This window comes from Kitasatospora sp. NPDC023176 (assembly GCF_055560495.1).
In genome coordinates, this window is the sequence record NZ_JBVHIP010000019.1 from 102,114 (window position 1) to 125,800 (window position 23,687).

General features: G+C 73.9%; 18 protein-coding genes. 8 read left to right on the forward strand and 10 right to left on the reverse strand.

The window, feature by feature from the left end; genetic code table 11:
• Positions 1-193 precede the first annotated feature (193 nt).
• The gene (locus ACZ3YL_RS24610; protein ID WP_465659866.1) at positions 194-1,540 is read left to right on the forward strand and encodes an MFS transporter; all 1,347 of its coding nucleotides are present in this window, start codon (positions 194-196) and stop codon (positions 1,538-1,540) included.
• A gap of 140 nt (positions 1,541-1,680) precedes the next feature.
• A complete protein-coding gene (locus ACZ3YL_RS24615; RefSeq protein ID WP_465659867.1) occupies positions 1,681-3,477 on the forward strand; it encodes an acyl-CoA dehydrogenase in 1,797 nt (598 codons plus the stop codon).
• Positions 3,478-3,520: 43 nt separating this feature from the next.
• Here ACZ3YL_RS24615 and ACZ3YL_RS24620 read toward each other — a convergent pair whose 3' ends face one another.
• From ACZ3YL_RS24620 to ACZ3YL_RS24665, 10 genes are all read right to left on the reverse strand, one after another.
• Positions 3,521-5,233 (reverse strand): ABC transporter ATP-binding protein, encoded by a 1,713-nt coding sequence (locus ACZ3YL_RS24620; RefSeq protein WP_465659868.1) that lies wholly within the window; start codon positions 5,231-5,233, stop codon positions 3,521-3,523.
• Positions 5,230-6,219, reverse strand: a complete 990-nt coding sequence (locus ACZ3YL_RS24625) for an ABC transporter permease (protein ID WP_465659869.1) — start codon at positions 6,217-6,219, stop codon at positions 5,230-5,232. Before ACZ3YL_RS24625 ends, ACZ3YL_RS24620 begins: the two co-directional genes overlap by 4 nt.
• On the reverse strand, positions 6,216-7,235 hold the full coding sequence (locus tag ACZ3YL_RS24630) for an ABC transporter permease (RefSeq protein ID WP_465659870.1): 1,020 nt from the start codon (positions 7,233-7,235) through the stop codon (positions 6,216-6,218). Before ACZ3YL_RS24630 ends, ACZ3YL_RS24625 begins: the two co-directional genes overlap by 4 nt.
• A gap of 32 nt (positions 7,236-7,267) precedes the next feature.
• Positions 7,268-8,986 (reverse strand): ABC transporter substrate-binding protein, encoded by a 1,719-nt coding sequence (locus ACZ3YL_RS24635; RefSeq protein WP_188307642.1) that lies wholly within the window; start codon positions 8,984-8,986, stop codon positions 7,268-7,270.
• Between the two features lie 145 nt (positions 8,987-9,131).
• Entirely contained in the window at positions 9,132-9,224 is a 93-nt protein-coding gene (locus ACZ3YL_RS24640) for an Ms4533A family Cys-rich leader peptide (RefSeq protein ID WP_317621300.1), read from the reverse strand.
• A 90-nt stretch (positions 9,225-9,314) separates the two neighbouring features.
• A complete protein-coding gene (locus ACZ3YL_RS24645; RefSeq protein ID WP_188307641.1) occupies positions 9,315-10,235 on the reverse strand; it encodes a PfkB family carbohydrate kinase in 921 nt (306 codons plus the stop codon).
• Complete coding sequence (locus tag ACZ3YL_RS24650) at positions 10,232-13,060, reverse strand: FAD-binding and (Fe-S)-binding domain-containing protein (protein WP_465659871.1); 2,829 nt, start codon at positions 13,058-13,060, stop codon at positions 10,232-10,234. Before ACZ3YL_RS24650 ends, ACZ3YL_RS24645 begins: the two co-directional genes overlap by 4 nt.
• A 10-nt stretch (positions 13,061-13,070) precedes the next feature.
• Complete coding sequence (locus tag ACZ3YL_RS24655) at positions 13,071-14,072, reverse strand: phosphoribosylaminoimidazolesuccinocarboxamide synthase (protein WP_188307639.1); 1,002 nt, start codon at positions 14,070-14,072, stop codon at positions 13,071-13,073.
• A 26-nt stretch (positions 14,073-14,098) separates the two neighbouring features.
• Positions 14,099-14,656 carry an NADPH-dependent FMN reductase gene (gene ssuE, locus ACZ3YL_RS24660; RefSeq protein WP_188307638.1) on the reverse strand — a complete coding sequence of 186 codons (558 nt, stop codon included), beginning with the start codon at positions 14,654-14,656 and terminating at the stop codon, positions 14,099-14,101.
• Positions 14,657-14,791: 135 nt separating this feature from the next.
• Positions 14,792-16,018: a Rieske 2Fe-2S domain-containing protein gene (locus ACZ3YL_RS24665; RefSeq protein WP_188307637.1), complete on the reverse strand. Its 1,227-nt coding sequence runs from the start codon at positions 16,016-16,018 to the stop codon at positions 14,792-14,794.
• Between the two features lie 319 nt (positions 16,019-16,337).
• On the opposite strand from ACZ3YL_RS24665, the gene ACZ3YL_RS24670 reads away from it, so the two are divergent.
• From ACZ3YL_RS24670 to ACZ3YL_RS24695, 6 genes are all read left to right on the forward strand, one after another.
• Positions 16,338-17,363 carry a beta-ribofuranosylaminobenzene 5'-phosphate synthase family protein gene (locus ACZ3YL_RS24670; protein WP_465659872.1) on the forward strand — a complete coding sequence of 342 codons (1,026 nt, stop codon included), beginning with the start codon at positions 16,338-16,340 and terminating at the stop codon, positions 17,361-17,363.
• A gap of 101 nt (positions 17,364-17,464) precedes the next feature.
• A complete protein-coding gene (gene purB / locus ACZ3YL_RS24675; protein WP_188307635.1) occupies positions 17,465-18,889 on the forward strand; it encodes an adenylosuccinate lyase in 1,425 nt (474 codons plus the stop codon).
• A gap of 112 nt (positions 18,890-19,001) precedes the next feature.
• A complete protein-coding gene (locus ACZ3YL_RS24680; protein WP_465659873.1) occupies positions 19,002-20,618 on the forward strand; it encodes an FAD-dependent oxidoreductase in 1,617 nt (538 codons plus the stop codon).
• Positions 20,615-21,739: an NAD(P)/FAD-dependent oxidoreductase gene (locus ACZ3YL_RS24685; protein WP_465659874.1), complete on the forward strand. Its 1,125-nt coding sequence runs from the start codon at positions 20,615-20,617 to the stop codon at positions 21,737-21,739. Before ACZ3YL_RS24680 ends, ACZ3YL_RS24685 begins: the two co-directional genes overlap by 4 nt.
• Before the next feature lie 25 nt (positions 21,740-21,764).
• The gene (locus ACZ3YL_RS24690; RefSeq protein WP_188307632.1) at positions 21,765-22,955 is read left to right on the forward strand and encodes an amidohydrolase family protein; all 1,191 of its coding nucleotides are present in this window, start codon (positions 21,765-21,767) and stop codon (positions 22,953-22,955) included.
• Positions 22,956-23,102: 147 nt separating this feature from the next.
• On the forward strand, positions 23,103-23,666 hold the full coding sequence (locus ACZ3YL_RS24695; protein WP_188307631.1) for an NUDIX hydrolase: 564 nt from the start codon (positions 23,103-23,105) through the stop codon (positions 23,664-23,666).
• The last annotated feature ends 21 nt before the right edge of the window (positions 23,667-23,687 follow it).

Here is a 23,687-nt window from a genome sequence, read left to right on the forward strand (position 1 = left end):
CCGAGTGGTAGTTCGGGCCCGGGCGGGGTGGACAGCAGTTGAGTGACCACTGCAATCTGATCAGCATGGCAGTTGAGAATATTGATACGGCGTCAGCCCGGCCCGACGGCTCCTTAGCGCAACGCCCCCCACACCACCCGGTGTCCACCCCCCGCAGTGCCCGCACCCGCCGCGACGGAGAGGGCGAAACGGCATGACCGACACCGCGGTCGAGCTGCTGCGCCGGCCAGGACTCGCCCTCGGAGTGCTCGCCGGGGCACTCGCCCTGGACGTGAGCGGCCTCGGGGTGCTCAACGCCGCCCTGCCCTCCGTCGGAGAGCGCTTCCAACTCCACGACAGCACGCTCCAGTGGGTGATGACCGCCTACGCCGTCACCTTCGCCGGCTTCCTGCTGGTCGGCGGCCGGCTCGCCGACGTGCTCGGCCGGCGGCGGGTGTTCGAGGTCGGCATCGCCCTGTTCACCGCGTCCGCGCTGGTCGGGGCGATCGCGCCGAACATCGGGGTGCTGCTGGGCGCCCGCGCCGTCCAGGGCATCGGCGCCGCCCTGTCGGGGCCCGCCGCGCTGGCCCTGCTCACCGAGACCTTCCCGGCCGGTCCGGCCCGCAACCGGGCCTTCGGCGTGTACGCGGCCGTCGGCGCCGCGAGCTTCAGCGGGGGAGTGCTGCTCGGCGGCGTGCTGACCCAGTTCCTCGGCTGGCGCTCGGTGCTGGGGTTCTCGGTGCTGCTCGGAGTCGTCGTGCTCGCCGTGACCCGGGTCGGACTGCCCGACGGCACCGGGCACAGCGGCCGCCTCGACCTGCCCGGCGCGGTGTCCGGCACCCTCGGCCTCACCCTGCTCGTGGTCGGCGTCAGCAGCGACGGCGCGACCGCGTGGGCGGTGCTCTGCGTCGCGGTGCTCTGCCTGGTGCTGTTCGTGGTGCGGGAGAGCCGCACCGAGGACCCGGTGCTGCCGCTCGGCCTGTTCCGGCTCGCCTCGGTACGGGCCGCCAGCCTGGCGGCGTTCCTCCAGTACATGGGCTCGGTCGGCCTGCTGTTCTTCGCGCCGCTGTACCTCCAGGGCATGCTGCACTACTCGCCCTCGGAGTCCGGCCTCGCGCTGGTCCCGATGTCCGCCGCCGTCTTCCTCACCGCCAACTTCGTCACCGGCCGCCTGCTGGCCCGCTACACCGCGCGCACCCTGATGGTCGTCGGCCTGGTGCTGATCGGCGCCGGCGCCGGACTCTGGCTGACCACCCCGCACGAGGGCGGCTACCTGGTGCACGTGCTGCCCGGCCTGGTGGTCAGCGGCATCGGCCAGGGCCTCAACTTCCCGTCGATGACCTCCGCCGGACTCACCGGCGTCCCCGCCGAACAGCACGCCGTCGCCGGGGCGGTGAACGTGGTGACCCAGCAGATCGGTGCCAGCGTGGGCACGGCCGTGATGGTCCTGGTCGCCGCGACCAGCACCGACCAGCTCACCGGCTACCACCTCGCCTACGCCACCGCCGCCGGCGCCTGCGTCCTCGGCGCGGCCCTCATCGCCACCCGCCGCCAGGCCTGACCCGCCCGCCCGGGGAGGCCCGGCGGGCACACCCGCCCACCGGGCTCCCCGCGCCGGCGGAGGCGTTCCGCGCGGATCCGCGAGGAGGTAAGAAGGAGTCCGACCGTGGTCCGCTTCCACGACCCGAAAGGCGCCGCCCGATGACGTCCCTGCTGCTCTCCCGCCGTGACCTCGACTTCCTGCTGTACGAGTGGCTGGACGTGGCCGCGCTCACCGAGCGGCCGCGCTACGCCGAGCACGCGCGGGAGACCTTCGACGCCGCCCTGGAGCTGAGCGAGCAGGTCGCCACCCGGCACTTCGCGCCGCACAACAGGAAGAACGACGCGCAGGAGCCGCGCTTCGACGGGGAGCGGGTGCACATCATCCCGGAGGTGAAGGAGGCGCTGGACGTCTTCGCCGGCACCGGGCTGCTGGGCAGCGCGATGGACCACGAGGTGGGCGGGGCCCAGCTGCCCGCCGTCGTCGCCAACGCCTGCTTCGCCTGGTTCCAGGCCGCCAACCCGGGCACCTCCGGGTACCCGTTCCTCACCGCGGGCCATGCCAACCTGCTGCTGGCGCACGGCAGCCGGGACCAGATCGACACCTATGTGCGGCCGATGCTGGAGGGCCGGTTCTTCGGCACCATGTGCCTGTCGGAGCCGCAGGCCGGGTCCTCGCTGGCGGACCTGCGCACCCGGGCCGAGCCGCGGGCGGACGGCACCTACCGGCTGTTCGGCAACAAGATGTGGATCTCCGGCGGCGACCACGAGCTGTCCGAGAACATCGTCCACCTGGTGCTGGCCAGGATCCCCGGCGGGCCGCCCGGGGTGAAGGGCCTGTCGCTGTTCATCGTGCCCAAGGTGCTGGTGGGCGCCGACGGTTCGCCCGGCGAGCGCAATGACGTGGTCCTGGCCGGGCTGAACCACAAGATGGGCTTCCGGGGGACCACCAACACCCTGCTCAACTTCGGCGAGGGCGTCCACCGGCCGGGCGGCGAGCCCGGTGCCGTCGGCCGGCTCGTCGGTGAGCCGCACCACGGCCTGGCCCTCATGTTCCACATGATGAACGAGGCCCGGATCGGCGTCGGGCTGGGCGCCGCCGCCCTCGGCTACACCGGCTACCTGCACGCCCTGGAGTACGCCCGCAGCCGCCCCCAGGGCCGTCCGGTCGGCGCCAAGGACCCGGCCGCCCCCCAGGTGCCGATCATCGCCCACGCCGACGTCCGCCGGATGCTGCTGGCCCAGAAGTGCTACGCCGAGGGGGCGTTGGCGCTGGTGCTGTACGCCGGCCGGCTGCTGGACGAGGAGCGCACCGGCGTGACGCCCGAGGACCGGGCCCGCGCCAAGCTGCTGCTGGACGTCCTCACACCCGTAGTCAAGAGCTGGCCCTCGCAGTGGTGCCTGGAGGCCAACAGCCTCGCCATCCAGGTGCACGGCGGCTACGGCTACACCCGCGAGTACGCGGTGGAGCAGTTCTACCGCGACAACCGGCTCAACCCGATCCACGAGGGCACCCACGGGATCCACGGGCTGGACCTGCTCGGCCGCAAGGTCGTGATGGACGGCGGGGCGGGGCTGCGGCTGCTGGTCGAGACCGTCGCGGCGACGGTCGACCGGGCCAAGGGCCTCGGCGGTGACGCCGGCGAGTACGCGGCGCAGCTGGACGCGGCCGTGCGGCGGATCGCCTCGGTCACCCGACGGCTGTGGGCGACGGGCGATCCGGAGACCGCCCTGGCCAACTCCAGTTGCTACCTGGAGGCGGTCGGCCACACCGTGGTCGCCTGGCTGTGGCTGGAGCAGTTCCTCGCCGCCGAGGGTGGCAGCGGCCCCTTCTACGAGGGCAAGCGGCACGCCTGCCGGTTCTTCTTCCGCCAGGAACTGCCCAGGACGGAGGCGCAGTTCCGGCTGCTGGAGAGCCTGGACCGGACGGCGGTCGAGATCCCCGACGACGCGTTCTGAACCCGGAAGGCCCCCGCACCCCGGTCAGGGTGCGGGGGACCGGTCAGGCCCCGACGGAGGCCAGCCGGGCGTGGCGCCGGGCGCTCGCCTCGGCCGGGTCCAGCACCGGGACTGCGGCCAGCAGGCCCTTGGTGTACGGGTGCTGGGGCGCGTCGTAGACCGCGTCGGCCTCGCCCTGTTCGACGATCCGCCCGGCCCGCATCACCGCGACCCGGTCGCTCACCTGCCGGACCACGGCGAGGTCATGGGCGATGAAGACCAGCGCCAGGCCCAGGTCGCGCTGCAGTTCGCCGAGCAGCTCGACCACCTGGGCCTGGGTGGTGACGTCCAGCGCGGACACCGGTTCGTCGCAGACGATCAGCCGCGGCCCGGGTGCCAGGGCCCGGGCGATGCCGACCCGCTGGCGTTGCCCGCCGGAGAACTCGTGCGGGTAGCGGTGGTACCAGTCGGGGTCGAGCCCGACGCGTTCGAGCAACTCGCCGACCCGGGAGCGGATCCGGCGCTCGTCGGTCCGGCCGGCGATCCGCAGCGGGTCGGCGACGGACTCCCCGATGGAGCGGCGCGGGTTGAGCGAGGAGACCGGGTCCTGGAAGACCATCTGCAGCTCCTGCCGCAGCGGGCGCAGCTCCTTGTCCCCGAGCGCCCCGATGTCGCGGCCGCGGTAGTGGAGCCGGCCGCTCGTCGGGTCCAGCAGCCGGACGAGCATCCGCCCGAGGGTGGTCTTCCCGGAGCCGGACTCGCCGACCACGCCCAGGGTCTCGCCGGCCCGGACGGTGAGCGAGACGCCGTCCACGGCGGCCACCGGGGCGGCGCGCCGGGCGAGGGAGCCGCGGGTGGTGAACTCCCGGCGCAGGTCGACGGCTTCGAGCAGCACCTCGCCCTCGGCGGGCCGGGCAGGCCCGGCAGGTCCGCCCGGGGCGGCCGGAACAGCCAGAACAGCCGGAACAGCCGGAACAGCCGGGGCGTCGACCCGGGGCACCGCCGACAGTAGGGCCCGGGTGTACGGCTCGCGCGGCGCGCCCAGTACCTCGGCGACCGGCCCGTGTTCCACCGCCCGGCCGTCCTTCATCACCAGCACCCGGTCCACGCTCCCGGCGACCACCCCCAGGTCGTGGGTGACCAGGACCAGCCCGGCCCCGGTCTCGGTGCGCAACTCGTGCAGCAGGTCGAGGATCTGGGCCTGGACGGTGACGTCCAGGGCGGTGGTCGGCTCGTCGGCGACCAGCAGCCGCGGCTCGCAGGCCAGGGTCATCGCGATCAGCACCCGCTGGCGCATCCCGCCGCTGAACTCGTGCGGCCGGGAGCGGCAGCGCCGCGCCGCGTCGGCGATGCCGACCCGGTCGAGCACCTCGACGGCCCGGGCCCGGGCCTCGCGGCGGGAGACGGGCCGGTGGACCCGGACGACCTCGGCGATCTGGTCCCCGACCGCGTAGTAGGGGTCGAGGGCGGAGAGCGGGTCCTGGAACACCATGGCCGCCAGTCCGCCCCGCAGCCGGCGGAGTTCGTCGCCTTCGGCGGTGACCGCGTCGACCCCGGCGACCCGCACCGAGCCGCCGATCCGGGCGCCCGTCCCGCGGTGCAGGCCGAGCAGCCCGTAGGCGATGGTGCTCTTGCCGGAGCCGGACTCGCCGACGATGCCGAGCGCCTGCCCGGGCTCCAGGGTGAAGCCGACGCCGTCGACGGCGCGGACGTGGCCGTCGCCGACGGGGAAGTCCACGACCAGGTCCCGGACGTCCACCAGCGGTTCGGGGCTCATGCGAGGACCACCCTTCGGTCGGTCACCGCGTAGAGCACGTCCGCGACGACATTGGCGAGCACGACGCAGAACCCGGTGACCAGGGTCAGGCCGACCACGGTGGGCAGGTCGATCAGGCCCACCGAGCTGACCAGCAGCTTGCCGAGCCCGGGGAGGCCGAAGAGCGTCTCGGTCAGCACGGCGGAGCCGAACATCGTCCCGAGGTCCAGCGCGGTGAGCGCGATCACCGGGGTGAGCGCGCCGCGCAGCGCGTGCCGGGTCACCAGCCGCCGTTCGCTGACGCCGTACGCCCGGAAGGTCCGGATGTGGTCGTCGGCGAGGGTCTCCAGCATGGACGAGCGGGTCAGCCGGGCGTACTTGGCGGACTCGATCAGGGCGAGCGAGACCCAGGGCAGCAGCAGGCCCCAGAACCACTGCTGCGGGTCCTCGGTCAGCGGCACGTAGCTGGGGAAGGGCAGCCACTGGAGCTGGGCGCACAGGACGATCAGCAGCACCAGGCCGATGACGAACACCGGGACGGCGGTGCCGGCCAGGGTCAGCGCGGTCAGCAGCCGCTCGCTCAGCCGGCCCCGGCGCAGCGCGGAGAGCAGCCCGGCACCGACCCCGAGGGCCAGCCAGAGCACCATGGCGCCGAACGCCAGCGAGGCCGTCACCGGGAGCCGGGCGGTGATCATGTCGGTGACCTGTTCGCCGCTGCGGTAGGAGACGCCCAGGCAGGGCGCGGGGCAGTGCAGCAGGCCGGTCCCGGCGCTGAAGTCGCGTCCGGCGACGATCCCCTGGAGGAAGTGGGCGTACTGCAGGTACACCGGCGCGTCGAGGCCCAGCCGTTCGCGCACCTGGAGGACCTGGGCGGGGCTGCACTTCTCGCCGCAGGCGAGCTGGGCGGGGTCGCCGGGGGCGAGGTAGAACACCGCGTAGACGACCAGGGAGAGCGCGAGCAGCACGCCGAGCATGCCGACGGCCTTGCGGAGCAGGAAGCGGGTCATGCGGTGGCCTCCTCGGTGGCGGCGCCCGACGGGTCGGCGCCCGACGTGGTCCCGCTCCGCGTCCCGACCCGCAGCCGGGAGGCCGCGCGCGGGTCGAGCTCGGTGCGGACGGCGTCGCCGAGCACGGTGAAGGCGAGCACGGTGACGAACAGCAGCGCGGACGGCAGCAGGACGTACATCGGGTCCGCCCGGAACCAGGTGGTCGCGCCGGAGAGCATCTGCCCCCACGAGGAGGTGGGCGGCTTGACGCCCACGCCGAGGAAGGACAGCCCGGCCTCGGAGACCACGTTGGCGGGCAGCAGCACCGCCGCGTAGGTGATGACCGGCGCGGCCAGCGAGGGCAGCAGTTCCCGGCGGGCGATCCGCCACCGGGAGGCGCCGGCCAGCCGGGCCGCGGCCACGTAGTCGAGTTGGCGGAGGCTGAGCGTCTGGGCCCGGACCAGCCGGGAGGTGCCGGCCCAGCCCAGCAGCCCGATGACCAGGGTCAGCAGCAGCGGGCGGGGGAAGTCGGAGGGCACGATCGCCATCAGCGAGATGGCGAAGACCAGCGAGGGCAGGGCGAGCATCACCTCGGTGGTGTTGCCGATCAGTTGGTCGAGCAGCCGGCTGCCCAGGCCCGCGGCGAGGCCGAGCAGCACACCGAGGGTGACCTGGACGAGGGTGGCGCCGACGGCGACCAGCAGCGAGATCCGGGCGCCGTGCACCAGCCGGGCGAACACGTCCCGCCCGGTGCCCGGTTCGACGCCGAGCCAGTGCTCGGCGCTGACCCCGCCGAGCGGGCCGGTGGGCACTCCGCCGGCCGCGGAGTCGAGCAGGTCGTTGTGGTAGCCGGTGGGGTCCTGGCCTTCGAGCGCGCTGAGCAGCGGTGCCGCCGCCGCGATCAGGGCGAGCAGGACGATGACGAGGCCGGCGGCGCGGACGGTGCGCCGCGCGAGCAGCCGCCGCCACACCTGCCGTCCCCCGGCGGCCGGGGAGGCCGTGAGGGCCTCCCCGGTGGTGGGCTTCTGTGGAGCCATGGTGGTCCGACCGATCCGTCCGTCGCCGTCCGCTACTTGACCGCGACCTGGGAGATGTCCAGCACGCCGGTCCAGTCGCTGATCACGACGTTGCGGACGTCCTTGCCGGCGAGGCGCTTGTAGACCGGGTGGAACAGCGGGACGGTCAGGGCCTGGTCGCCGATCCGCTGGTCCAGGGCGCCCCAGCGCTTGGCGGCCTCGGCGTGGTCGGTGATCTTGTTGATCTGGTCGATCTCGTCGTTCACCGAAGGGTCGTCCAGCTGGGCGGAGTTGAAGTTGTAGCCGTCGGTGACGATCTGCCGGCCGTCGAAGATCGGCGCCAGGAACGGGCCGCCGGACGGCCAGTCGGCGCCCCAGCCGGAGAGGAAGAGGCCGGGCTCGGTGCCGACGGTGTGGATGGTCTTGGAGTAGCGGGTGCCGTCCAGGGCGTCGAGCTGGACGGTGATCCCGGCGGCCTTCAGACCGTCCTGGACGGCGGTGGCCAGGTTGGGTCCGTAGCCCTTGCCGGACTCGGTGGAGTGGGTGAGCGTGATGGTCAGGCCGTCCGGGTAGCCGGCCTCCTTCAGCAGCTCCTTGGCCTTGTCCGGGTTGCCGGTGGCGCCGGCCGGGAACGGGTCGTACGGCGTGTACCCGAAGGTCTCCTGGGCGGGCAGGTAGGTGGTGGCGGCCTCGGCGAGCGAGGAGCCGCCGGCGGCGTTGACCACCGAGGTGCGGTTGAGCGCGTAGGCGATCGCCTGTCGGACCTTGGGGTTGTCGAAGGGCTTGACCTTGGGGTTGAACGCCAGGTAGTTGACGTAGCCGAAGTGGCCGGTGCCGACCCGGGCGGCGAGCGCCTTGTCGTCCTTCACCTGGGCGAGTTCGGAGGGGCCGAGGTTGGTGTCGGTGGTGACGGCGGCCGCGTCGGCGCCGGTGCCGGAGGCGAGCCGCTGGTTGATCACCGCCGGGTCGAGGCCGGACTGCACGTCGATGGTGTCGGGGTACGCCTTGCGCTGGTCGTCCGTCGCCGTGGACCAGTGGGGGTTGCGCTTGAGGACGATGTGGGTGCCGTCGTTCTCGTTCTTGACCACCTGGTAGGGGCCGGAGGAGACGGGGTGGTCCTGGTACTTCGTCCCGGTGTCCTTGGCCTGCGGGACGGGGGCGAACTGGGTCTGGGTGGCCAGGTAGGGGAAGTCGCCCTCGGGCTTGTTCAGGTGGAACACGATGGTCTTCTGGTCCGGCGTCTCGATGGCGTCCAGGCCGCGGCCGCCCTGGTACGGACCCTGGTAGTCGGCGGCGCCGACCAGCCAGTCCCTCAGATAGGGTGCCCCGCCGGAGAGTTCGGGGGCGAAGGAGCGCTCGATGCCGTACTTGATGTCGGCGGTGGTGATCGGCGAGCCGTCCTCGTAGCTGAGGTTGTCCTTGAGGTGGTACGTCCACACCGTGGCGCCCTCGGAGGAGGTGCCGGTGTCGGTGGCGAGGTCGGGGACGACCTTGGTGCCGGCCGCGCCGTCGGCCCGGTTGCGGGTGGTGAGGGTGCGGAAGACCAGCGAGGGGACGTTGCCGCCGCCGGAGGTGTAGAGCCGCGCGGGGTCGAACTGGTCCTGGGGGTTCTGGTTCAGGACGGTGAGGGTGCCGCCCGGCTTCGGCGCCGCGTCCTTGCCGGTGCTCCCACCGCCGTCGGCCTTCGGTCCGCAGGCCGCCGCTCCGGCGACCAGGGCGACGGTGACGGTCGCCGCGGCGAGGCGGCGGGGGCTGAAGGTGGTTCGAGACATCGGAAAGGGGGCCTTTCGCTACCGATGGTGTACGGAGGAAGGCGGGCGGCAGTGAGGCCTCGGGAAAAGGGGAACGGCACCGCGCCCGCGGGAAGGGGCGACGCCCCGAGGCGGCGATCACCGCAACGCTTCGGGACAGGCGGGTTCAGCGACAGAGGTTGTCGGCGACGCAGTGCGCGGCCACGCCGATCAGCGCCAGCTCGATGGCGGCGCAGCGGATCGGGTGACGGTCGGACATGCCGAAAAGACTGTACGACTAAAAGCGGAATGTCAAAGTGCCGTTTGTCGGGGGCGCCGGGGCGGGCGCCGGCCCCCCTGGGGGCCGGCCCTACGGCCGCAGCGCGGCGTACGTCGGCGTGGTCAGGTACGCCGTGGTCAGGGCGGCGGCCTCCCGGAGCGCCTCGGCCCACGGGGTGGGGGCGAGCCGGGCGGCGAGGAGGCAGGCGAACAGGATGTCGCCGGCGCCGACGGTGAGCGGCTGCCCGTTGACGGTGGGAGCGGGCTGGTGCAGCAGGGCGCCGCCGTCCCCGGGGACGAGGACGGAGCCCTGGGCGCCGAGGGTGACGAGCACGTGGCCGTCGGAGTCGACGAGCTTGCGGGCGGCGGCGATCGCCTCGTGCGCGGACAGGTCGGACAGGTCGGACCCGTGGGGCAGGCCGGGCAGGCCGGGCAGCTCGGTGCCGGCCCAGAGCGAGAGTTCACGGGCGTTGAGCGAGACGAAGGTCGCCTGTTCGCCGTCGGGGACGAGCTTGTGGACTTCGGTCGGGTCGGCGGAGAGCAGCCAGAACGGGATGCCGCGTTCGCGGGCGGTGGCGCACAGCCAGGCCAGGGTGGCGGGGTGGCTGTCGGTGCCGGAGACGATGACCGAGGCCTGGTCGAACAACTCGGGCCGGGCGCCCAGCAGTTCGGGAGTGAGCAGGTCGAGCGCCGCTTGGCCGACGAAGTGCATGTCGATGACCGAGCCGTCCACCAGCTGGGCCTCGAACAGGGGCAGCGGGGTCGGGGCGGGCAGGGCGATCCGCTCGACGCCGTGGGCGGCGAGGTGCGCGTCCACGGCGGGGGCGAGGTCGCCGGTGTACTCGGCGGTGAGGAAGAGCGGGTCGCTGCCGCGGGCGGCCATCGCGCATGCGACGTTGTGGATGACGCCGCCCCACTGCAGGGCCGCGGGCGGCAGGGCGCGGCCGATCGGGCCCTCGTGGAGGTAGTCGAGGGTGACGGTGCCTATCAGCAGGGGGCGCTCGGTGGTCATCTGCGGTCCAGAAGTTCGGCGAGGTGGAGGCTCTCGCGGTGGGCGAGCTGGTCGAGTTGGGTGCGGCAGGAGAAGCCGTCGGCGAGCAGGTCGGTGTCCGGCCCGGCGGCGCGGACGGCGGGCAGCAGGGAGGTCTCGGCGACCCGCACACTGGTCTCGTAGTGGCCGCGCTCGGCGCCGAAGTTCCCGGCCAGCCCGCAACAGCCGTCGACCGCCTGAACGGTGGCGCCCGCCCGGGTGAGCAGCTCGCGGTCGGCGGACCAGCCCAGGACGGCGCGGTGGTGGCAGTGCGGCTGGGCGACGACCTGGGTGCCGGTGAGCGGCGGGGGCGTCCAGCCGGGGGTGTCGGTGAGCAGCTCGGCCAGGGTGCGGGTGGCGCGCGCGACGGCCGCCACGGCCGGTGTGGCGCCCAGGAGTTCGGCGGCGTCGCCGCGGAAGACCGCGGTGCAGGACGGTTCCAGCCCGACGACCGGGATGCCCGCCTCGGCGTGCGGGGCCAGGGCGGCGACGCTGCGGCCGAGGGTGCGGCGGGCGAGGTCCAGCTGTCCGGTGCTGATGGTGGTGAGGCCGCAGCAGAGCTGCCGGTCCGGGATCCGCACCTGGTAGCCGGCCCCTTCGAGGACCCGTACGGCGGCCTGGCCGACCTGCGGGGCGAAGTGGTTGGTGAAGGTGTCGACCCAGAGCAGCACCGGGTCGCCGGTGGACGCCGGTCGCGGGCGGGCGGCGAACCACTGGCGGAAGGTGCGCGGGGCGAACCGCGGCAGCTCCCGGCGCGGGTCCACTCCGGCGGCCCGTCGGCCCAGCCGGCCGAGCGGCCCGGCCAGGGCGCGGTTGGTGAGCCCCGGGGCGAGGGCGGCGAGGCGGGCCCAGTACGGGAGCAGGCCGAGCGAGTAGTGGGAGGCGGGGCGCAGCCGGCCGCGGTAGCGCTGGTGGAGGTACTCGGCCTTGTAGGAGGCCATGTCGACGCCGCTGGGGCAGTCGGAGGAGCAGCCCTTGCAGGCCAGGCAGAGGTCCAGCGCCTCGGCGAGTTCGGGGGCCTGCCAGCCTTGCACCAGCGTGCCGTTGACCATCTCCTGGAGCACCCGGGCACGGCCCCGGGTGGAGTCCTTCTCGTCCCGGGTGGCCAGGTAGCTCGGGCACATCACGGAGTCCGGGGCGGGGCTGCTCGCCCGGCACTTGCCGACGCCGGTGCAGCGGTGGACGGCCCGGGTGAAGTCGCCGTCGTCCCGGTGGTGGGCGAGTCCGAGACCGATGCGCAGCGGGGCGGCGGCGGGGAGGCGGAGGTCGGCGTCCAGCGGGGCCGGGTGCACCAGGACGCCGGGGTTGAGCAGGCCGTCGGGGTCGAAGACGGCCTTGACCGCGCCGAAGGCCTCCAGTGCGGCGGGGGAGTACATGTGGGGCAGGAGTTCGCCGCGGGCGCGGCCGTCGCCGTGCTCGCCGGACATCGAACCGCCGTGCCGGCCGACCAGTTGCGCGGCCTGTTCCAGGAACGCCCGGAACACGGCCGGGCCGCCCGGCCGTTCGAGCGGGAAGTCGAGCCGGACGTGGACGCAGCCGTCGCCGAAGTGGCCGTACGGGATGCCGGTGAGGCCGTGGTCGGTCAGCAGTGCCTCGAACTCGCGCAGGTAGGCGCCGAGTCGGTCGGGCGGAACGGCGGCGTCCTCCCAGCCGGGGTGGGCGCGGCCGGTGCGGGCGACCAGGCCGGCGCCGTCCTCGCGGATCCGCCACAGCGCCGCGGCCTCCGCCGCGTCGGTGATCAGCCGGGAGTCCAGCGCCCCGGCGGCGGCGATCACCCGGGCCGCGCCCGCGCGGGCCTCCTCCGCGGTGTCGCCCGCCACCTCGACCAGCAACCAGCCGCCGCCGCGCGGCAGTTGCGGCAGGGCGGCGGAGCCGCGCAGACCGCGGACGATGTCGACGATGCGCCGGTCCAGGCCCTCGACGGCGACCGGCTCGCAGGGCAGCAGCCGGGGGACGTCGTCGGCGGCGCCGGCCATGTCGGGGTAGCCCAGCACCGCCAGCGCGGTCGCGGCGGGGACGGCGGTGAGCCGCAGCCGGGCCCCGAGCAGCACCCCGAGGGTGCCCTCGGAGCCGGTGAGGGCGGCCGGGAGGTCGAAACCCCGTTCCGGCAGCAGGTGTTCGAGGGAGTAGCCGGACACCTGCCGCCCGAACCGGCCGAGTTCGGTGCGGATGACGGCCAGCCGGCCCTGCACCACGCGGGAGAGCGCGGTGAGGGTCGGCGAGCCGGAGGGGTCCGCGCCCTTGCGGGCGGTGAGGCGTTCGCCGGTGCCGGTGACCACGTCCAGCTCGACCACGTTGTCGGCGGTGCGCCCGTAGCCGAGCGCCCGGGAGCCGCAGGCGTTGTTGCCGATCATCCCGCCGATCGTGCAGCGGCTGTGGGTGGACGGGTCGGGGCCGAAGCGCAGGCCGTGGGCGGCGGCGGCCCGTTGCAGGTCGTCCAGGACGACTCCCGGGTCCACCACGGCGGTTCGGGTCTCCGGGTCGATCCCGTGCACCCGGTTGAGGTGGCGGGAGAAGTCCAGGACGACGCCGGGGCCGACCGCGTTCCCGGCGATCGACGTACCGGCGCCCCGGGCCGTCAGCGGAACGCCGAGCGAGCGGCAGACGTCCAGCGCCGCCGCCACCTCGTCGGCGCCGCGCGGGAACGCGACGGCGGCGGGGACGATCCGGTAGAGCGAGGCGTCGCTGGAGTACTCCGCCCGGCGGCGCGTGGAGCCGTCCGCCTCGACCCCGGCGCGGCGGAGTGCGGCGGTCACCTCACCCGGCTCGGCCACGTCCCCCGGCTCGGCCACGTCCCCAACTCTCATGTTCCGTACCCTAGTTGTTCGAAGTCCCGACCAGCCCGACCCGCTCCAGCAACTGCGGTGCGGGCAGCGAGGAGTGGAACTCCTCGACCGCCGCGGCCAGCCGTCGCTCGGGCTGCGGGGTGTCCGGGCGGCCGCCCGTCCACAGCGCGGTGAGCGCATGGTAGACCTCGGCGGTTGCCGTCACCAGCCGGTCGCTGAGCGGCTCCGGGGGCGGCCACTCGGAGCGGGGCGTGCCGTTGCGCACGGCCTCCTGCACCTGGTCGCGCAGCCCGGGGTGGAGCAGCCGCAGCAACTCCTTGCAGACCGGGGTCCCGTGGAAGTAGAAGCGGTTCTCGTCCGGGGTGCCGACGTGGTCGATCAGCAGCGGACGGCGGTGCTCGTCGAAGCCGTACTCGGCCTTGCCGTCCGCGAGCCGCAGCCCGACCGCGTCCGCGTGGGCGGTCAGGACCCCGGCGACGGTGCGGGTCAGTTCGGCGATCCCGGCCAGGTCACCGGGGGTGACCCGGCCGACCAGGGCGGCCTCCTCGGCGGTGACGAAGCGGTCGGTCTCCTCGAACTTGGTGGTGAACTCCACCATCGGGGCGGCCAGCCACGGCGCACCGTCGGCGCCGTACGGGGGCACCAGCGCCCGGTCCAGGGTGCCCGCGGCGGTGCGGCGGTGAACGGAGGACTCGCGCGGCAGCGCGTTGCGGTAGACCACCTGGAGCGGGATCATCCCGGCCGGGCCGGTGGCGGCGTGGCGGCCCAGGAGGTCGATGTCCAGCAGCCGGATGCGCAGCGAGCGCTCGTCCACCTGCTCCACGAAGTGGGTCGACACGCCGGCCGCTTCGAGCAGCCCGAAGGAGTGGACGGCCATGGTGGCGGAGGCGATGCCCTTGCCGGGGATCTCGTCCGGCATCACGCCGAAGTCGTACACCGAGTAGCGGTCGGTGAAGGTGAGGATGCCGTCACCGGGGCGGCCGTCGGCCGGCGGGCGGAGGATTTCCAAGTCCTTGGTGGACCAGCGCTTCACAGGTACTCCAACAGATAGGGGCGGGCTCAGGCGGAGGCCGCGGACAGCGCGGCGCGCCCGCCGAGGGCGACGGAGAACTGGTCGGTGACCTGGGCCAGGGCGTCGGCGGCCGGCTCGGCGACCGTCACCGTGCCGTCCTCGCGCACGGTGATCTCGCGGTCGAGGGTGAACCAGCCGGGGGTGACCTGCGCGGCGCCCATCGAGGTGAGCACCGGGCGCAGCGCGTAGTCGATCGCCAGCACGTGCGCGGTGGTGCCGCCGGTGGCCAGCGGCAGCACCACCTTCCCGGCGAGGGCGTACTGCGGCAGCAGGTCGAGCAGGGACTTCAGCAGACCGGAGTAGGCGGCCTTGTAGACGGGCGTGCCGACCACGATCCCGTCGGCCGCCTCGAAGAGTTCGGCCACCGCCGCGATGGCGGGGTGCCGGGGGTCGGCGCCGAGCAGTGCCTCGGCCGGCAGGGACCGGACCTCCAGGGGCGTCACCCGGTGGCCGTGGGCGGTGAGACGGGTGCCGAGGTGGCGCAGCAGGGCGGTGGTGCGGGACGTCGCGGACGGACTTCCCGAGAGGGACAGCACGTGGGCCATGGCAGATCCTCCTCCGAGTGGCTGAGTGGCTGAGTGACTCAATGGCTGCGGGACTGAGCGGCTGAGGGGCTCAGTGGCTGCGGGACTGAGTGGCTGAGCGGCTGCGGGACTGAGCGGGCTGGGCGCGAGGCGGGCTCAGCCCACCAGGCCGCGCCAGTCGGTGCCGTCCGGGACGACCATGTTGGCGGAGGTCGCCTTGCCGTAGTCGGCGTCCGGCCCGAGCCCGGGCGGGGTGGCGCCACTGGCGTGGGCGTCGAGGGCGTCCAGCATGTAGCGGCGGGCGCGCACGATGCCGCGGTCGCTCTTGCCCGGGTTCTCGATGGTCCGGTCGACGATCGGCCCCATGCTCTCCTGCACGGCGACGTCCTGGAGCACCAGGCCGCGGATCCCGGAGAAGCTGCGGCCGTCGGCCATCGCGGCGCGGTCCTGGCCCCACAGGTTCTCGCGGGAGTAGCCCTCGCGGATGTTGTCGGGGTTGAGCCGGTCGAGGTCGAGGCCGAACTGCTCGGCGAAGTACGTCGGGTCGACGGGCTTGTCGTCGTTCCACCACAGGTACCACATGATGGTCTGGTGGTCGTTGACGGGCACCCAGGCGTGCCAGAGCCGGTCACCGGTGGGCAGTTCGGGCACCACGGTGTACCAGGGCATGGCGAAGGGCTTGATCCGCACCAGGGAGTCCCCGGAGGACAGCGAGCGGATCGCGGCGTAGCGCAGCCCGTACGGCTGCTCGTCGATCTCGTCGCGCGGGGCGGTGTCGTCGAGCAGGTCGCGCAGCGGGCCGTTGCGGGCCTCGGTCTCGTGCAGCAGGGAGACGTGCGCCGAGTCGATGTCGGCCTCGACGCCCTGGAACCAGTTGCAGTCCACCAGGGCGACGGTGGCGAAGACCTGCTCGGCCGGGAGCTTGGTGAACGGGAACGCCGGGAAGGCGTTGGGCTCCCGGCCGGTGCCGCCGAGCCACACCCAGATGACCCCGCCGGCCTCCACCACCGGGTGGTGCTTCAGCGAGACCCGCGAGGCGAACCGGCCGCCGTCCTCGGGCTCCGACGGGGTGTCCAGCACCGTGCCGGAGACGTCGAACTTCCAGCCGTGGTAGACGCAGCGCAGCGCGCAGTCCTCGTTCCGGGCCAGCGCCAGCGAGGCGCCCCGGTGCGGGCAGGCCTCGTCGAAGCAGCCGACCCGGCCGTCCGCGCCGCGGAACAGCACGTACTTCTCGCCGAGCAGCTCCACCGGGACGGGCGCGCCGCCTGGTTCGGCCAGCCGCTCGCTGCGCATCACCGGAAGCCAGTACTCGCGGAGCATCCGGCCCATCGGCGTGCCCGGTCCGACCCGGGTCAGGGATTCGTTGACCTTCCGCGTAGCCACTGGTGGCCTCCGTTTCGGTGGTCGCGACCTGCGATCGCGATGATCGGCTTCCACTCCTGAGACGAATCGGCGATCGCGGATGTGACACCCCAGGTGAGGAGCGGTCGGACGGAATACGGTGATTGACGGTGCGTCCGGAACCGGTCCAAGATTGCATCGCCGCGGGCCCCGCAGCCGATGCCGGTTGCCCAGGGGCGTGACGCGCCGACGACCGGCCCCCGGAACCAGCCCCCCGAACCCAGCGACCCCCGGACCCCGTGTTCCGCGTGCGGACCGGCGCGCCCGTGACCGTGATCGACGATCAATCGGAGGTCCCACCATGGCACTTGACCGACCCGACCGAAGCGGTGCCGTCCGAGTGTCCGCTCCGGCCCGGCTGAGCTTCACCCTGATCAGCCTCGACGGCAGCTCGCTGCGCCGCAACGGCATCGCCGCGATGGCCGTCGACCGGCCCGGTCTGACCGCCGAGGTGCGGGAGGCCGCGGACGGGATCGTCGCGGTGACCGGCACCGCCGAGGAGACGGCGCGCGAACTGACCGCCGCCCTGGAGACCCTGCGCAAGCTGTGGGACGGCCCGGCCGCCCGGGTGGACGTCCTCGAAGCGCTGCCCCAGCACAGCGGTTTCGGCTCCAAGACCAGCACCCTGCTGGCCGTCGGCCACGCCTACGGCCGGCTGTGCGGGGTGGAGCCGGACCAGCGGGAGCTGGCCCGCGCGCTCGGCCGCGGCCGGACCTCCGGCGCCAGCACCGGGCTGTCCGCGTACGGCGGCTTCCTGGTCGACGGCGGTCACGTCAACCCGCCGGACTTCGCCGAGCAGCCGCAGAAGTACCTGCGGCCCAGCCGCTTCGCCCAGCAGGTCGCGCCGCCGAAGCCGGTGGTCCGGCTGGACTTCCCGAACTGGCCGATCCTGGTGCTGCTCACCCACGGACGCCACCTGGGCGGCCAGGAGGAGCTGGACTGGTTCCACTCCGTCACGCCGATCCCGGCCGAGGAGTCCTGGCGCACCTCCCACCTGGTCTTCATGGGGCTCGCCCCGGCCGTCCTGGAGCAGGACTTCGACGCGTTCTGCGCGGCGGTCAACGAGATCACCTTCACCGGCCACTTCAAGCAGGCCCAGATCGCCTTCCAGGGCGAGTCGGTGGCGAGCGTGCTGGAGGCCGGCCGGGCCGCCCCGTCGGTGGACGCGATCGCGCTCAGCGTCACCGGGCCGGCCTGCTTCGCCTTCACCCGGCGTCCGCAGGACGCCGAGCGGTGGGCCTGGGAGCTGAAGAACCGGGGCCTGATCCGGGACTTCTGGTTCACCCGGGCCAACAACCAGGGCCTGACCACCACCGCGGTCTCCTGACCCGGGACTCCTGACCCGGCACTCCCGATCCGGCACCCCGCCGCCTCGGACGACACCGTGCGGAAGACCGCGCGGACGACCCCCCACCCGAAAGCAGGGCCATGAAGACCGACATCCCCGACGTCCTGGCCGCCCGCTACGCCTCGCCCGAGCTGGTCGAACTCTGGTCGGCCGAGCACAAGATCGTGCTGGAGCGCCGGCTGTGGCTGGCCGTGCTGAGCGCCCAGCGCGACCTCGGCATAGCCGTCCCGGACGGCGTGGTGGCCGACTACGAGAAGGTCCTCGACCGGATCGACCACGCCTCCATCGAGGCGCGCGAGCGGGTCACCCGGCACGATGTGAAGGCCCGGATCGAGGAGTTCAACGCCCTGGCCGGGCACGAGCACATCCACAAGGGGATGACCTCCCGGGACCTCACCGAGAACGTCGAGCAGCTGCAGATCCGGGAGAGCCTGGTGCTGGTGCGTGGCCGCTGCGTCGCGCTGCTGACCCGGCTGGGAGCGCTGGCCGCCGAGCACGCCGAGCTGGTGATGGCCGGCCGCTCGCACAACGTGGCCGCCCAGGCCACCACGCTGGGCAAGCGCTTCGCGACCGTGGCCGACGAGGTGCTGGCCGCCCTGGTGCGGCTGGAGGAGCTGATCGAGCGCTACCCGATGCGCGGCATCAAGGGCCCGATGGGGACGGCCCAGGACATGCTGGACCTGCTCGGCGGGGACCGCGCCCGGCTGGTCGAGCTGGAGGACCGGGTGGCCGGCCACCTCGGGTTCGCGCACCGGCTCACCAGTGTCGGCCAGGTCTACCCGCGCTCGCTCGACTACGAGGTGCTGAGCCTGCTGGTGCAGCTGGCGGCCGGCCCGTCCTCGCTGGCCAAGTCGATCCGGCTGATGGCCGGCGACGAGCTGGTGACCGAGGGCTTCGCGGAGGGCCAGGTCGGCTCCTCGGCGATGCCGCACAAGATGAACTCCCGCTCCTGTGAGCGGATCAACGGCCTGATGATCGTGCTGCGCGGCTTCGCGTCGATGGCCGGCGAGCTGTCCGGCGACCAGTGGAACGAGGGCGACGTGTCCTGCTCGGTGGTGCGCCGGGTCGCGCTGCCGGACGCCTTCTTCGCCTTCGACGGGATGCTGGAGACGCTGCTGACCGTCCTGGACGAGTTCGGCGTCTTCCCGTCGATGGTCGGCGCCGAGCTGGAGCGCTACCTGCCGTTCCTGGGCACCACCAAGATCCTGATGGCGGCGGTGCGCGCGGGCGTCGGCCGGGAGACCGCGCACGAGATCATCAAGGAGCACGCCGTCGGCGCGGCCCTGGACATGCGCTCGGAGGGCGTGGACAACCACCTGATGGCCCGGCTCGCCGCGGACGACCGACTGCCGCTGGACCGCGCCCAGTTGGACGCCCTGCTGGCCGACCGGATCGGCTTCACCGGCGCCGCCACCGACCAGGTCGCGGCCGTGGTGGCGCGGATCGAGGAGCTGGCCGCCCGGCACCCCGAGTGGTCCGGCTACCGGCCCGCCCCGCTGCTCTGACTTCCCCGTTCCTGAGCCGTACCGACTCCTGAGCCGTACCGACTCCTGAGCCGTACCGACTCCTGGGTCCGCTGGACCCAGAGCCCGCTTGACTCCCGAGGATTGGACTGCCGTGCGACAGGTTGAAACCGACTCCCTGGTGATCGGCTCCGGCGGCGCCGGACTGCTGGCGGCCTGCCGCGCCGCCGACGCCGGGCACCGGGTGCTGGTCCTCGAACGCACCCCGGTGCTGGGCGGCACCACCGCCGTGTCCGGCGGCATGATCTGGGTGCCCGACAGCTCCGTGATGCGCGAGCACGGCATGCCCGACTCCGCCGAGGACGCGCTGCGCTACCTGGAGCTCGTCACCGAGGGCGAAACCGAGCGGTGGCGGCTCGAACAGTACGTCGAGGTGGCGCCGCGGGTGGTCGACTACCTGCACGCCGAGACGCCCGTCCGGCTGTTCCCGATCGACCGGCCCGACTACCACTCGGACTGGCCCGGCGCCCGGGACGTCGGCCGCACCCTCGACAACGTGCCGTTCCCGACCACCGACCGCCCCGGTCTGCTGGAGCGGATCCGCAAGGGCAGCCACTTCGACGCCGTCACCTACGACGAGCGGCACCGCTGGCAGATCCCCGGGCGCTACGACCACGAGCTGGTCGCCCGCCGCAAGGCCGAGGGCGTGGTCACGGTGGGCGCCGCGCTGGTGGCCGGCCTGGTGGCGGCCTGCGACGACCGCGGGGTGACCTACCGGACCGGGGTGCGCGCCACCGGGCTGCTGGTCGAGGACGGCCGGGTGGTCGGCGTCCGGGCCGAGACCGCCGACGGCCCGGTGGAGTACCGGGCGCGGGCCGGCGTGGTGCTGGCCACCGGCGGCTTCGAGTGGAACGAGCGGCTCAAGCGGGCCCACCTCGGGCTGGCCGGGACGCGCCCGGTCAGCCCGCCGTGGAACGACGGCGACGGCCTGCTGATGGCGACCGCCCTCGGGGCGGCGCTCGGCACCATGTCCCAGGCCTGGTGGGTGCCGGCGGTGTCCGGCCAGGGCGAGGAGTACGACGGGGTGCCGATGTCCCGGCACCTGGTCGGCGAGCGCTGCCTGCCCGGCTCGATCATGGTCAACCGGCACGGCCGGCGCTTCGTCAACGAGGCCGTCAACTACAACGACGTCACCAAGGCCTTCCTGGCCTTCGACCCCACCCGGCACGAGCGCCCCAACCTGCCCGCCTGGCTGGTCTTCGACGAGGCGTTCCGCCGTACCTATCCGATCGCCGGCGCGCGGCCGGGCGGCCCGGTGCCAGGCTGGTACACCAGCGCCGACACCCCCGCCGGACTCGCCCGGCTGATCGGGGTGGACGAGCAGGGCCTGACCGAGACCCTGGCCGTCTTCAACCCGGACGCCGTCCGGGGCGTCGACACCGCCTTCGGCCGCGGCACCACCAGCCACGACCGCTACTACGGCGACCCGCTGCACGAGCCCAACCCCTGCCTGGCGCCGCTGGTGGAGCCGCCGTTCCACGCCGTCCGGGTCGAGCCGGGCATGCTCGGCACCAAGGGCGGCCTGGTCACCGACGAGCGGGGCCGGGTGCTGCGGCACGACGACACCCCCGTGCCCGGGCTGTACGCCTGCGGGAACGTCACCTCGCCGGTGATGGGCCCGGGCTACCCGGGCTCCGGCGGCACCCTCGGGCCGGCGCTGGTCGGCGGCTACCTGTGCGGGACGGCGCTCGGCAAGGAGGAGCAGCGGTGACCAGGATCGTCGTCGTCGGAGCCGGATCTATCGGCAGCTGTGTCGCGCTGCGGCTGGCCGAACAGGGCGCGGAGGTCGTCCTGGTGGACGCCCGGGAGCCCGCCGAGGGGCTCTCCGCCCACGGCTTCGGCTGGGTCAACGCGGTGGACAACGGGTTCGACCCCTACTACCGGCTCTCGGCCGAGGGGCTGCGCGCCCACGAGCGGCTGGCCGCCGCGACCGGCGGCGAGCCCTGGTTCTTCCGGCGCGGCAACCTGCACTGGGCCGACAGCGCGGAGGGGGACCGGCGGCTGGCCGGCATCGCCGACGGCTACCGGGCCAAGGGCTACCCGGTCGAGGAACTGGACGCCGACCGGGCCCGGCGCGAACTCCAGCCGGGCCTGGCGCTCGACGGCCTGCACGGGCCGCTGCGGTACTACCCGGACGACGCCCACGTGGTCAGCGACCGGCTGGTCGCGGCCGTCCAGGAGCGGGCCCGGAACCTGGGCGTCCGGCTGCGGATCGGGGACGCCGTCACCGGCCTGCTCGGCGCCGACCGGGTGCGCGGCGTCCGGCTGGCCTCCGGGCAGCAGATCGAGGCGGACGCCGTGGTGAGCTGCGCCGGGCGCGGCACCAGGGAACTGCTCGGCCGGGCGGGCGCCGACGTGCCGCTGGTGGAGCCGGGGGACGACTCCGGCACCACCGTGATGGGGCTGCTGGTGCGGACCTCCCCGGTGCCCGTCCGGGTGGAGCGGGTGCTGCACGCGCCGCACCTGAGCATCCGTCCGCACAGCGGCGGGCGGCTGGTGCTGCACTGCCACGACGTGGACGAGGAGCTGACCGACGAGGCGCAGGGCCCGGCCGCGGCGGAGAAGGTGCTGGCGCGCCTGGCGCAGGTGCTGCCCGGCACCGCCGGGGCGGACGTCACGGTGGAGGACGCCTTCGTCGGGGTCCGTCCGATGCCGGTGGACGGGATGAGCGTGCTGGGCTGGGTGCCCGGGGCCGCTTCGCTGTACGTGGTCGTGACCCACAGCGGTCTCACCCTGGCGCCGGTGCTCGGGGAGATCGTCGCGCGGGAGGTGCTGGGCGAGCCGTCCGAACTGGCGGCGGCGTTCCGGCCCGAGCGCTTCGCCGCGGTGTGAGACAGGACGAGGAGAGGACGAGGACGTGGGCACATTGGCAGTCACGGGGGCCGGATGCGTGGTCTCCGGTGATCTCACCGCTCCGCTGGTCGACGGCGCGGACACCGTTCTGTGCGTGGACGGCCTCATCACGGCGGTGGGCCGGGCCGCCGACCTGGCGGCTGAACTGGCGGCCGCCGAGCTGGTCCTGGACGCGGCCGGGGCCACCGTGGCGCCCGGCCTGATCGACTCGCACGGGCACGTCGCCTTCGGCGACTACTCGCCCCGGCAGAAGGCCGTGGACTACCTGGAGGGGTACGTCCACGGCGGCATCACCCGGACCATCTCGGCCGGGGAGGTGCACGTCCCCGGCCGCCCGCGCGACCGGGCCGGGGTCAAGGCGCTCGCGGTCGCCGCCCGGGCGTCCTACGACAACTTCCGGCCCGGCGGGATGCGGGTGCACGCCGGCAACGTGCTGCTCGAACCCACCCTGGACGAGGCCGACTTCGCGGAGCTGGCGAGCTGCGGGGTGTGGCTGGCCAAGTTCGGCTTCGGCGCGTACGAGAAGGCCGTGGACGGCGTCGAGCAGATCCGCTGGGCCAAGGCGCACGGCCTGACGGTGATGTGCCACGCCGGGGGCGCCAGCGCGGCCGGCTCCGCCTCGCTCGGCGCGGACGACCTGCTGGCGCTCGACCCGGACGTCTGCGGGCACGCCAACGGCGGCCCCACCGCGCTGCCCGACGCCGCCGTGGACCGGCTGCTGGCCGAGAGCCGGATGGCGCTGCAGATCGTCCAGGCCGGAAACCTGCGGGCGGGCCTGCGGATCGTGCGGCGGGCCGTCGAGGAGGGCGCGCTGGAGCGGATCGTGCTGGGCTCGGACACCCCGTCGGGCTTCGGGGTGATCCCGCTGGCGGTGCTGAAGACGGTGGTGGAGCTGTCCGCGCTGGGCCCGGTGGAGCCGGCCCGGGTCTGGGCGCTCGCCACCGGCAACGTCGCCGACGTCTGGGGCCTGCCCGCCGGACGGCTGCGGGTGGGCGACGAGGCCGACCTCGTCCTCCTCGACGCGCCGCGCGGCTCGGCGGCGGGCACCGCCCTGGACGCCCTGGCGATCGGCGACATGCCCGGCATCTCGGCGGTCGTGACGGCCGGCGAGGTGCGCTTCCTGGCCAGCCGCAACACCCCCCGGGCCGCCCGGCCCGCGGTGCTCACCGACCGCCGCCGCGCGATCACCGGGTAGGGTGGGCCCGTTCGCCCCACGCGGGACACGGACGGGTCCAACGGCCCTGCGGGGCACCGCCGATGGAGCGGACCCGGCGGTCCGGGACCGGCTGGGACGGTGCGGGACGGTGCGAGACGGAACGACACGGAACGAGGAGTGCTGAGGATGACGAGCGGGACGCAGACCCCCGGCCTGGCCGAGCTGCTGGGCCGGTACCGGCCCCAGGGCGCGGCCGAGACGGCGGACCACGAGCGGCTGCTGGGCCTGGTCGGCAAGCCCGACGCCTGGGACCGCGCGACCCCGCTGCACTTCACGGCCTCCGCCCTGATCGTCCACCCGGAGACCAAGCGGGTGCTGCTGCGCTGGCACGTCCGCCAGCAGGCCTGGCTGCAGGTCGGCGGGCACGGCGACCCGGGCGAGACGCTGCCGCTGGAGATCGCGCTGCGGGAGGGGCTGGAGGAGACCCACCTGACCGATCTGGTGCCGTGGCCGGACGCCGCGCTGGTGCACCTCACCGTGGTGCCGGTGCCGGCCTCGTCGCGCGAGCCCGCGCACGAGCACGCGGACCTGCGCTTCCTGCTGGCCACCGGCAGGCCGCAGGACGCGCGGCCGGAGAACCCGGAGTCGCCGCTGGAGTGGCTGACGGTGGCCCAGGCCCGCGAGCGGACCACCGAGGAGAACTTCCGCGAGACCCTCGACCGGGCCGGCCGGCTGCTGGACACGGTCTGACGTTCCGGAGCACGGCTGCGG